Raw genomic sequence first — 11,320 nt, forward strand, 5'->3', positions numbered from 1 at the left:
TGATCCCCGGTTGTCGGTGCGACCTGCCACAATTGCCGCGCAACCTCAGTGAGAAGGCGGTACGGGATCGTGACGACACCCGAGTCGATCGACACCAGGTCCATCGAAGGCAGGATCGCCGAGGAACTCGGCGTACGACAGCGGCAGGTGAAGGCCGCGGTGGAGCTGCTCGACGGCGGCTCGACGGTGCCTTTCATCGCCCGCTACCGCAAGGAAGCGACCGAGATGCTCGACGACGCGCAACTGCGCGCGATCGAGGAGCGGCTGCGTTACCTGCGGGAGCTGGAGGACCGGCGTACGGCCGTCCTCGACTCGGTGCGCGAGCAGGGCAAGCTCACCGGGGAGCTGGAGGCCCGCATCCGCGGCGCGGAGACCAAGGCCCGCCTGGAGGACATCTACCTCCCGTACAAGCCCAAGCGGCGCACGAAGGCGCAGATCGCCCGGGAGGCCGGCCTGGAGCCGCTGGCCGAGGGGCTGCTCACCGACCCGTCGGTGGAGCCCCTCGCCGCGGCCGCCGCGTTCGTCGACGCCGGCAAGGGCGTGGCCGATCCGGGGGCCGCCCTGGACGGCGCGCGGGCCATCCTCACCGAGCGGTTCTCCGAGGACGCCGACCTGATCGGCGAGCTGCGCGAGCGGATGTGGAAGCGCGGGCGGCTGACCGCCAGGGTGAAGCAGGGCAAGGAGGAGGCGGGCGCCAAGTTCGCCGACTACTTCGACTTCTCCGAGCCGTTCACCGAGCTGCCCTCGCACCGCGTCCTGGCGATGCTGCGCGGCGAGAAGGAGGACGTGCTCGACCTGGTGCTGGAGCCGGAAGAGCCCACCGACGGACCCTCCTCGTACGAGGGGATCGTCGCGCACCGGTTCGGGATCGCGGACCGCGGCCGGCCCGGTGACAAGTGGCTGCGGGACACGGTGCGCTGGGCCTGGCGCACCCGGCTCCTCGTCCACCTCGGCATCGACCTGCGGCTGCGGCTGCGCACGGCCGCCGAGGACGAGGCGGTCGACGTGTTCGCGGCGAACCTGCGCGACCTGCTGCTGGCCGCCCCGGCCGGTACCCGCGCCACGCTCGGCCTGGACCCCGGGTTCCGTACCGGGGTGAAGGTCGCCGTCGTCGACGCCACCGGCAAGGTCGTCGCCACCGACGTCATCCACCCGCACGTCCCCGCCAACAGGTGGGACGAGGCGATCGCCAGGCTCGCGAAGCTGGCCAGGGAGCACACGGTCGAGCTGATCGCGATCGGCAACGGCACGGCGTCCCGCGAGACCGACAAGCTCGCCGGGGAACTCATCACCAGGCACCCGGAGTTGAAGCTGACGAAGGTGATGGTCTCCGAGGCGGGCGCGTCCGTGTACTCGGCCTCCGCGTTCGCCTCGCAGGAGCTGCCCGACATGGACGTGTCGCTGCGCGGCGCGGTCTCCATCGCCCGCCGGCTCCAGGACCCGCTGGCCGAACTGGTCAAGATCGACCCCAAGTCGATCGGGGTCGGCCAGTACCAGCACGACCTGTCCGAGGTGAAGCTGTCCCGCTCGCTGGACGCGGTGGTCGAGGACTGTGTGAACGGCGTCGGGGTGGACGTCAACACGGCCTCCGCGCCGCTGCTCGCCCGGGTCTCCGGCATCACCTCCGGGCTCGCCGAGAACATCGTGGCGCACCGCGACGCCCACGGGCCGTTCAGGTCCCGCGGCGAGCTGAAGAAGGTCTCCCGGCTGGGTCCGAAGGCGTACGAGCAGTGCGCGGGCTTCCTGCGTATCCGGGGCGGCGACGACCCGCTGGACGCCTCCAGCGTGCACCCCGAGGCGTACCCGGTGGTGCGGCGGATGGTGAAGACCACCGGCCAGCAGGTCGCCTCGCTGATCGGGAACACCTCGGCGCTGCGGTCGCTGCGGGCGACGGACTTCGTGGACGAGACGTTCGGTCTGCCGACGGTGACGGACATCCTGAAGGAACTGGAGAAGCCGGGGCGCGACCCCCGGCCGGCGTTCCGGACGGCCACCTTCAAGGAGGGCGTGGAGAAGATCTCCGACCTCGCGGCCGGGATGGTCCTGGAGGGCGTCGTGACCAACGTCGCGGCGTTCGGGGCGTTCGTGGACGTCGGTGTGCACCAGGACGGGCTGGTGCACGTGTCCGCGATGTCGAGGACGTTCGTGAAGGACCCCCGGGACGTGGTGAAGCCCGGGGACATCGTGAAGGTGAAGGTGCTGGACGTCGACATCCCGCGCAAGCGGATCTCGCTGACTCTGAGGCTGGACGACGAGGCCGCGCCCCGGGCGGAGCAGCCCCGGGAGGGCCGGGGGAAGCGGCCGCCCAAGCAGCGGCCCGCCTCCGGCGGCGGCAAGGGGCGGCCCGCGGCGGCGCCCGCCGGGAACGGCGCGATGGCGGAGGCGCTGCGCAGGGCCGGGCTGGCGTAAGCGGCCCGGGGTCAGCGTTCCGTCACCTTGCCCTCCGTCACGTCCAGGTGGCGGGTCAGGCGGACCGTGTCCAGCATCCGGCGGTCGTGGGTGACGAGCAGGAGCGTGCCCTCGTAGGAGTCGAGGGCCGCCTCCAGTTGCTCGATGGCCGGCAGGTCGAGGTGGTTGGTCGGCTCGTCGAGGACGAGCAGGTTGACGCCCCGGCCCTGCAGCAGGGCCAGCGCGGCGCGGGTGCGCTCGCCCGGGGAGAGGGTGGCCGCCGGGCGCAGCACATGGTGCGACTTCAGGCCGAACTTGGCCAGCAGGGTGCGGATGTCGGCCGGTTCGGTGTCCGGGGTGGCCGCCTGGAACGCGTCGAGCAGTGCCTCGGGGCCGTGGAACAGCGCGCGGGCCTGGTCGACCTCGCCGAGCAGGACGCCCGAGCCGAGCGAGGCGTGTCCGGCGTCCAGCGGGACGCGGCCCAGCAGCGCGCCGAGCAGCGTGGACTTGCCCGAGCCGTTGGCGCCGGTCACCGCGATCCGGTCGGCCCAGTCGACCTGGAGGGTGACCGGGCCGAGCGTGAAGCCGCCGCGCCGCACCTCGGCGTCCCGGAGCGTTGCGACGACCGCGCCGGAGCGCGGGGCCGCCGCGATCTCCATGCGCAGTTCCCACTCCTTGCGGGGCTCCTCGACGGTCTCCAGGCGCTCGATCATGCGCTGGGTCTGGCGGGCCTTGGCGGCCTGCTTCTCGCTGGCCTCGCTGCGGAACTTGCGGCCGATCTTGTCGTTGTCGTTGCCCGCCTTGCGCCGGGCGTTCTTGACGCCCTTGTCCATCCAGGCGCGCTGTGTCTGGGCCCGGTCCTGGAGGGCGGCGCGCTTGTCGGCGTACTCCTCGTACTCGTCGCGGGCGTGCCGGCGGGCCACCTCGCGTTCCTCCAGGTAGGCGTCGTAGCCGCCGCCGTAGAGGTTGATCCGCTGCTGGGCGAGGTCGAGTTCGAGGACCTTGGTGACGGTGCGGGCGAGGAACTCGCGGTCGTGGCTGACGACGACCGTGCCGGCGCGCAGGCCGGTGACGAAGCGTTCCAGGCGTTCCAGGCCGTCGAGGTCGAGGTCGTTGGTCGGCTCGTCGAGGAGGAAGACGTCGTAGCGGGAGAGCAGGAGGGAGGCGAGGCCCGCGCGGGCGGCCTGGCCGCCGGAGAGGGAGGTCATCGGCTGGTCGAGGCCGACGGTGAGGCCGAGGGTGCCGGCCACCTCCTCGGCGCGGTCGTCGAGGTCGGCGCCGCCGAGGGCCAGCCAGCGCTCCAGGCTGGTGGCGTAGGCGTCGTCGGCGCCGGGCGCCCCGTCGACCAGGGCCTGGGTGGCGTCGTCCATCGTCCGCTGGGCCTCGGCGACGCCGGTGCGGCGGGCGAGGAAGGCGCGGACGATCTCGCCGGGCCTGCGCTCGGGCTCCTGCGGGAGGTGGCCGATGGTGGCGGTGGGCGGGGACAGGCGCAGTTCGCCCTGTTCCGGCGGGGTGAGCCCGGCGAGCATCCGCAGCAGCGTGGACTTGCCGGCGCCGTTGGCCCCGACCAGGCCGATCACGTCGCCGGGGGCGACGACAAGGTCGAGTCCGCCGAACAGGGAGCGGTCGCCGTGGCCGGCGGCGAGGTTCTTGGCGACGAGGGTGGCAGTCATCAGAGCGTCGATCCTAATGGGCGGCGCGCGGCGGGCTCAGCCGGGTTTTCGGTGCGGTACGGGCGTCACCGGTTCGGTGCGGTACGGGCGCACCTCATCGCACCTCACCTCACCGCACCGCACCGCACCGCACCGGCCCAGGCACCGCCCGACGGCTTCCGCTACGGTCCGCGTGTGGAAACCGAACGGGTTGGCGATGTCGTCGTGGTCGGCGGCGGGGTGATCGGGCTGACCACGGCCGTGGTCCTCGCCGAGCGCGGGGCCCGGGTGCGGGTGTGGACGCGGGAGCCGGCGGAGCGGACCACCTCGGCGGTCGCGGGCGCGCTGTGGTGGCCGTACCGGATCGAACCGCCGGCGGCGGTGCGGGCGTGGGCGCTGCACTCCCTCGACGTGTACGAGGAACTGGCCGGGCGGCCGGAGCGGACGGGCGTGCGTCTGGTCGAGGGGGTGCTGGGCGAGACCGGCTGGGACGAGGTCGACGGATGGGCGGCGGCCAGGCTGCCGGGGCTGCGGGCGGCGACGGCCGCGGAGTACCGCGGGTCGGGGCTGTGGGCCCGGCTGCCGCTCATCGACATGTCGATTCATCTGCCCTGGCTGCGGGAGCGGCTGACGGCGGCGGGCGGCACGGTCGAGACCCGGACGGCGCGGCGGCTCGGCGAGCCGGACGCGCCGGCCGTGGTCAACTGCGCGGGACTCGGCGCGCGGACGCTCGTACCGGACCCGTCGGTGCGGCCGGTGCGGGGGCAGTTGGTGATCGTGGAGAACCCCGGCATCCGCACCTGGGCCGTCTCCGCCGACCCCGCGAGCGGTGAGACGACGTACGTCCTCCCGCACGGGGACCGCCTGCTGCTGGGCGGCACGGCGGAGGAGGACGCGTGGTCGCCGGAGCCGGACCCGGCCCAGGCGGCGGCGATCGTCCGCCGGTGCGCGGCGCTGTGGCCGGAGATCGCCGGGGCGCGGGTCCTGGACCACCGGGTGGGCCTGCGTCCCGCCCGGCCCTCGGTACGGCTGGAACGTACCGTCCTGCCCGACGGGCGCCGCCTGATCCACAACTACGGCCACGGCGGCGCGGGCGTCACGGTGGCCTGGGGCTGCGCGCGGGAGGCGGCGGCCCTGCTCACCGGCTGACCCGGCGCCCGTGGCGCGGCGACGCGGCGGTCCCCGCCCTCACGGCTGACGCGTGGTCGCTCAGCAGTCCGCGTCGGGTTCGGCGGCCGTGAGGTGGTACGCGGCGCGTTCGTCGAGCAGCAGCGGCACCAGGGCGCGCGCCATCTGGCGCAGCGGCACCAGGACGCCGTCGCGGTCCCGTGTCACGCGGACGCCGTGCAGGCGCAGCTCGTCGCGTGTCCCGGCGTACTGGGCGGGGGTGAGCCGGTAACCGCAGGGCGGGTCGGCGATCACCTCGGCCGGTTCGGGCGGGTCGTTGTCCGCACCGCCCAGATGGACCGGTCCGGTGTCGGCGTGACCGGCCCGCCGGGCCGCGCCGGTGGCCGCCTCGATCCGGTCGCGCCGCTGGTCCGTGTAGGCGGCCAGGCCTTTCAGCGCGGCCAGTTGGGAGTCGACCCGGCGCCGGTGGCCGAGCGCGGGATCGCGCCGCTCGGCGTCGCCGCGGGGGTCGACACGGCTCTCGATGAGCAGGCCGACCGCGTGCTTGATCCCGGACATGTTCCGCAGGATGCGTTCCTGTCCGTCCCCGGCGGTCTGCCGGACCGGCTCGCCGGTCTCCGGGTCGGTCCAGATGCCGTACGTGCCGGTGGAGTACCCGGCGCGGCCGGCGGCGGGGCGGACGTAGGCGCCGGAGAGGGTCTCGGCCTCGTCGTGGACCGCCGGGTGGGTGTTGAGGTTGCGGGGCCAGAGGTCGAACAGGTCCTTGTCGTAGTACGGGGGCGTGGCGCCGTACTCGTGCAGGTCGTAGACGATGTCGGGGCGCCGGTCGCGGAGGACGGCGGCCAGTGCGCGGGCCTCGGCGGTGGCCAGGGCGAGGTGGTCGCGGTTGATGTCGACGCCGTCGCTGTTGCCGCGGGTGCCGGCGGCCCGGCCGTCGGGGTTGGCGGTGGGCACGACCAGGACGGCAGTGCGGTCCAGGAAGCGGCGGGTCGCCCGGTCGCGGGCGTAGGCCAGGTCCCGGACGGTGGTCAGGCACGCCTCCCGGCCGGAGGGCTCGTCGCCGTGCTGGCTGCACACGAGGAGGACCTTGGTGGCGGCGGCCGGTTCGCCGAGGGTGACGAGCTGGAGCGGGCGGCCCTGCGCGGTCGTGCCGACGCGGTCGACCGAGACCCGGCCGCTCGCCCTGTCGACGGCGGCGAGGAGGGCCTGCTCCTCCGGCTGGGTGGTCCAGCGGGCCCCGCCGGACGCCTCGAACCCGGTGCGGGGCGGGGCGGGCGGCCGGTGGTCGCCGGCCTGGGCCGGGGCCGTGGCGAGCGAGGCGGCGAGTGCCGCGGCGGTCAGGGTCCACGCGTGAAGTCGGTGCACCGGCCTCCCTCCGGGGGCGGTGGCCGCCGTGCCGGGGGTACCCCGGGCAGGGACGGCCGTCCCGCCCGTCAGACTGACATGCGCGGGACCCTACTGGGCCCGGCCGCCCCGCAGAAGGGGGCCGCCCCGCCTCGCTCGAAGGCGGGGCGGCCGGCGTCCGGGGGCTACTGGCCGGACTTGCCGACCCGGTGGCGCACGCCGTACCAGCCGGCCACCAGCATCACCGCGATGACCGGGACGAGCAGGAGGGTCTTGCGGCCGACCTCGGTGTCGTTCCACATCATGCCGAGGCAGGCCAGGAGGAAGACGACGGTGGCGGTCTCCGTGACGGGGCTGCCGGGGAGGCGGAAGTGCGGGCGGGTGAGCAGGCCCGCGCGGGCGCGGCGGACGAAGACCAGGTGGCAGAGCATGATGATCACCCAGGTGGCGATGATGCCGAGGGAGGCCACGTTCAGCACGATCTCGAACGCCTGGCTGGGCACCAGGTAGTTCAGGCCGACGCCCAGGACGCAGATCCCGCAGGTCAGCAGGATGCCGCCGTAGGGGACCTGGCTGCGGTTCATCACCCGGGTGAACTTGGGGGCCGAGCCCGCCATCGCCATGGAGCGCAGGATGCGGCCGGTGGAGTACAGGCCGGAGTTCAGCGACGACATCGCGGCGGTGAGCACGACGAGGTTCATCACGTCGCCGGCCGCCGGGACGCCGATCTTCGACAGGACGGTGACGAAGGGGCTCTGGTCGCCCGAGTAGAGCGAGCCGGGCAGCAGCAGGGCCAGCAGGACGACCGAGCCGACGTAGAACAAGGCGACGCGCCACATGATGGAGTTCACCGCACGCGGGACGACCTTGTGCGGCTCGGCGGTCTCGCCCGCGGCGACGCCGACCAGCTCCAGGGCGGCGTACGCGAAGATCACGCCCTGCATGACCAGGACGACCGGCATCACGCCGTGCGGGAAGACGCCGCCGTGGTCGGTGATCATGGACAGGCCGGGGGTGTGGCCGCCCACCTCGTGCTGGGTGGCCAGCAGGAAGATGCCGATCAGCATGAAGCCGACCAGGGTGGCGACCTTGATGATGGCGAACCAGAACTCCATCTCGCCGAAGATCTTCACCGAGATGAGGTTCACGGCCAGCACCACGGCGAGCGCGATCAGGGCGAGCACCCACTGCGGGACGGGCGTGAACAGGCTCCAGTAGTGCGTGTAGAGCGCGATCGCGGTGATGTCGGCGATCCCGGTCGTCGACCAGTTCAGGAAGTACATCCAGCCGGCGACGTAGGCGCCCTTCTCGCCGAGGAACTCGCGTGCGTACGACACGAAGGAGCCGGAGGACGGCCGGTAGAGGACCAGCTCACCCAGGGCCCGGACGACGAAGAAGGCGAAGGCGCCGCAGACGAGGTAGGCCAGCGCGAGCGCCGGGCCGGCGTCGCGCAGGCGTCCGCCGGCGCCGAGGAAAAGGCCGGTGCCGATCGCGCCGCCGATGGCGATCATGTTGACGTGGCGGGCCTTGAGGTCCTTGCTGTAGCCGGCGTCGCCCGCGTCCGCGGGCGTCCCGGCCGCCTGGGGGTGGTCGGCGGCCTGTGCCGTGTCGACGGCGTCCTTGCTCACGGGTGGTTCCACTCTCTGGTGCGTCCGGGCGGGGTGCGCCCAGATCGTCCGTTCAGTGCCGTGACCCGTACCGTGTTCGACGGCACAGGCCACGGCAGCACCTTCCCACGACGCAGCGTTCCCACGCGGTGGCCCATGTCACAGAGCGTGACTTCTCACATGATCCGTCACGTGCCTTCACCAGGTGCACAAGTGGTGTCACAGCACTGGTGAGACAGCGATACTGCTGCACATGACGACCGACGCCGCGGAGAACACCGAACCGGCCCTCACCATCGACGAACTGGCCGCGCGGGCGGGCGTCACGGTGCGCACGGTCCGCTTCTACGGCACCCGGGGCCTGCTGCCCCCGCCGGTGATCGGTCCGCGCCGGGTGGGCCGCTACGGCCGGGAGCACCTGGCCCGGCTGGCGCTGATCGAGGAACTCCAGCGCCAGGGCCTGACGCTGGCCGGGATCGAACGGTACCTGGGGCAGCTTCCGCCCGGCCTGAGCGCGCACGACCTGGCGATCCACCGCGCGGTGGTCGCCTCCTGGGCGCCGGACACGGTCGAGGCGGTCGACCGGGCGGAACTGGAGCGGCGGGCGGGCCGGCCGCTGTCCGAGGAGGACGTGGCGCGGCTCGCGGCGATGGACGTGCTGACGCGGGACGGGGACGTCTGCCACGTCGACACCGGGCTGCTCGGGCTCGGTGTCGAGCTGCTCGACGTCCCCCTGTCCCACGCGACGCTGCTCGCCGCCCGCGCCGCGCTCCTCGAACACTCCCGGGCCGCCGCCCGGGAGCTGACCCGGCTGCTGCGCGACGCGGTCGCCGAGCGGGACACCCGGGACGTGAAGTCCCTGTCCGCCCATATGCACCCCCTGGTGGTGCAGGCGCTGCTGACGAGTTTCCAGCGGTCGCTTCGCCAGGAGGTGCGGGAGTGGCTCGACGAGGCCGAGGCAGAGGGAGAGGCCGAGGGAGAGGGAGAGGCCGGGTGAGGGGTCTCAGCGGCCGTCCGTGAAGACCTCCCCCCGCTCGGCCTTCGCCACCAGCAGCGCGGGCGGCGCGAACCGCTCGCCGTAGCGGTCGGCCAGCTCCCGGGCGCGGGCGACGAAGCCCGGCAGCCCGCCCTCGTAGCCGTTGATGTACTGGAGCACGCCGCCGGTCCAGCCGGGGAAGCCGATGCCGAAGACCGAGCCGATGTTGGCGTCGGCGACGGAGGTGAGCACGCCCTCCTCCAGCAGTCGCACGGTGTCCAGCGCCTCGGCGAACAGCATCCGCTCCTGCATGTCCCGGAACGGGATGCGGTACCCGGGCCGGGTGAAGTGCTCGCGCAGGCCGGGCCACAGGCCGGACCGCCCGCCGTCCTCGCCGTACTCGTAGAAGCCGGCGCCGCCGCTGCGGCCGGGGCGGCCGAACTCGTCGACCATGCGGTCGACGACCTCCTCGGCGGGGTGCGCGGTCCAGGTGCCGCCCGCCTCCTCGACCGCCCGGCGGGTCTCCTGGCGGATCTTGCGCGGGAGGGTGAGCGTCAGCTCGTCCATCAGGCTGAGCACCTTGGCCGGGTAGCCCGCCTGGGCCGCCGCCTGCTCCACCGAGGCGGGCTCGATGCCCTCGCCCACCATGGCGACGCCCTCGTTGATGAAGTGGCCGATGACCCGGGAGGTGAAGAAGCCGCGGCTGTCGTTGACCACGATCGGCGTCTTCTTGATCTGCCGCACCAGGTCGAAGGCGCGGGCCAGTGCCTCGTCGCCGGTCCGCTCGCCCTTGATGATCTCGACCAGCGGCATCTTGTCGACCGGCGAGAAGAAGTGCAGCCCGATGAAGTCGGCCTGGCGTTCGACGCCTTCGGCGAGGGCGGTGATGGGGAGGGTGGAGGTGTTGGAGCAGAGCAGGGCGTCGGGGGCGACGACGTGCTCGATCTCCTGGAACACCTTGTGCTTGAGGGAGGTGTCCTCGAACACGGCCTCGATCACCGCGTCGCAGCCCGCGAGGTCGGCGGCCTCGGCGGTGGGGGTGACGCGGGCGAGCAGCGCGTCGGCCTTCTCCTGTGTGGTACGTCCCTTGGCGACGGCCTTGGCGCACAGCTTCTCGGAGTACGCCTTGCCCTTGAGGGCGGCTTCCAGGGACACGTCCTTCAGGACGACGTCGATGCCGGCGCGGGCGCACGCGTAGGCGATGCCGGCGCCCATCATCCCGGCGCCGAGGACGGCGACCTTGCGGACCTGGCGGGGCTCGACGTCCTTGGGGCGGCTGGCGCCGGAGTTGACGGCCTGGAGGTCGAAGAAGAACGCCTGGATCATGTTCTTGGAGATCTGGCCGGCGGCCAGCTCCACGAAGTACCGGGCCTCGATGACCTGGGCGGTGTCGAAGTCGACCTGGGAGCCCTCGACGGCGGCGGCCATGATGCTGCGCGGCGCCGGGTAGGGGGCGCCGCCCGTCTGCTTGCGCAGGTTGGCCGGGAAGGCGGGCAGGTTGGCGGCGAACCGGGGGTTGCTCGGGGTGCCGCCGGGGATGCGGTAGCCGGGCCGGTCCCAGGGCTGGGCGGACTCGGGGTGGGCGTCGATGAAGGCGCGGGCCCTGGCCAGCAGGTCCTCGGGGCTGTCGGCGACCTCGTCGACCAGGCCGTTGTCGGCCGCGCGGCGCGGGGCGTACTGGGTGCCCTGGAGGAGGACCTTCAGCAGCGCATCGGTGATGCCGAGCAGGCGTACGGTGCGCACGACGCCGCCGCCCCCGGGGAGCAGGCCGAGGGTGACCTCGGGCAGGCCGATCTTGGAGCCGGGGGCGTCCAGGGCGACGCGGTGGTGGCAGGCGAGGGCGATCTCGTAACCGCCGCCGAGGGCGGCGCCGTTGATGGCGGCGACGACGGGCTTGCCGAGGGTCTCGATGCGGCGCAGGTTCCGCTTGATGGCCATGCCGCCGTCGAAGAGCTCCTGGGCGGTGTCGGGGGTGACGCGGATCAGGTCGCGCAGGTCGCCGCCGGCGAAGAAGGTCTTCTTTGCGGAGGTGACGATGACGCCCCGGACGGTGTCCTGCTCGGCCTCCAGGCGGTCGGTGACGGCCGCGAGGGACTCGCGGAACGCCTTGTTCATGGTGTTGGCGGACTGGTCGGGGTCGTCCAGGACGAGGGTGACGACGCCGGTGTCGTCCCGCTCCCAGCGGATGGCGGTGGACTCGGTGCTCATGAGGGTGTGCTCCAGGT

Annotated in this window: 7 protein-coding genes; 3 read left to right on the forward strand and 4 right to left on the reverse strand. The window is 73.2% G+C overall.

All coding sequences use genetic code 11. From position 1 onward, the window contains the following. The first annotated feature begins 69 nt into the window (after positions 1-69). Positions 70-2,409 (forward strand): Tex family protein, encoded by a 2,340-nt coding sequence (locus ACFY32_RS16570; RefSeq protein ID WP_359201492.1) that lies wholly within the window; start codon positions 70-72, stop codon positions 2,407-2,409. An 11-nt stretch (positions 2,410-2,420) separates the two neighbouring features. Here ACFY32_RS16570 and ACFY32_RS16575 read toward each other — a convergent pair whose 3' ends face one another. Further along, a complete protein-coding gene (locus tag ACFY32_RS16575) occupies positions 2,421-4,061 on the reverse strand; it encodes an ABC-F family ATP-binding cassette domain-containing protein (protein WP_390674535.1) in 1,641 nt (546 codons plus the stop codon). A gap of 174 nt (positions 4,062-4,235) precedes the next feature. Here ACFY32_RS16575 and ACFY32_RS16580 point away from each other — a divergent pair, with 174 nt between their 5' ends. After that, on the forward strand, positions 4,236-5,189 hold the full coding sequence (locus tag ACFY32_RS16580; RefSeq protein WP_390674536.1) for an FAD-dependent oxidoreductase: 954 nt from the start codon (positions 4,236-4,238) through the stop codon (positions 5,187-5,189). A gap of 60 nt (positions 5,190-5,249) precedes the next feature. On the opposite strand, the gene ACFY32_RS16585 is transcribed toward ACFY32_RS16580, so the two are convergent. Then, positions 5,250-6,533 carry a M14 family zinc carboxypeptidase gene (locus ACFY32_RS16585; protein ID WP_390674537.1) on the reverse strand — a complete coding sequence of 428 codons (1,284 nt, stop codon included), beginning with the start codon at positions 6,531-6,533 and terminating at the stop codon, positions 5,250-5,252. 164 nt (positions 6,534-6,697) lie between these two features. Then, on the reverse strand, positions 6,698-8,140 hold the full coding sequence (locus ACFY32_RS16590) for an amino acid permease (protein WP_359201498.1): 1,443 nt from the start codon (positions 8,138-8,140) through the stop codon (positions 6,698-6,700). A gap of 232 nt (positions 8,141-8,372) precedes the next feature. Here ACFY32_RS16590 and ACFY32_RS16595 point away from each other — a divergent pair, with 232 nt between their 5' ends. Next, complete coding sequence (locus ACFY32_RS16595) at positions 8,373-9,116, forward strand: MerR family transcriptional regulator (protein ID WP_390674538.1); 744 nt, start codon at positions 8,373-8,375, stop codon at positions 9,114-9,116. Positions 9,117-9,122: 6 nt separating this feature from the next. Here the strand turns inward: ACFY32_RS16595 and ACFY32_RS16600 are convergent, their stop codons facing one another. Next, positions 9,123-11,303 (reverse strand): 3-hydroxyacyl-CoA dehydrogenase NAD-binding domain-containing protein, encoded by a 2,181-nt coding sequence (locus tag ACFY32_RS16600; RefSeq protein WP_390674539.1) that lies wholly within the window; start codon positions 11,301-11,303, stop codon positions 9,123-9,125. Between the last annotated feature and the right edge of the window lie 17 nt (positions 11,304-11,320).

The organism is Streptomyces sp. NPDC000134 (genome assembly GCF_042899225.1).
In the GTDB taxonomy this organism is placed as follows: Bacteria; Actinomycetota; Actinomycetes; order Streptomycetales; family Streptomycetaceae; genus Streptomyces.

Excerpts from the sequence above, each read along its gene's own strand:
- ACFY32_RS16600 (WP_390674539.1), bottom strand. The coding sequence starts at position 11,303 with ATGAGCACCGAGTCCACCGCCATCCGCTGGGAGCGGGACGACACCGGC.
- ACFY32_RS16595 (WP_390674538.1), top strand. The coding sequence starts at position 8,373 with ATGACGACCGACGCCGCGGAGAACACCGAACCGGCCCTCACCATCGAC.
- ACFY32_RS16575 (WP_390674535.1), bottom strand. The coding sequence starts at position 4,061 with ATGACTGCCACCCTCGTCGCCAAGAACCTCGCCGCCGGCCACGGCGAC.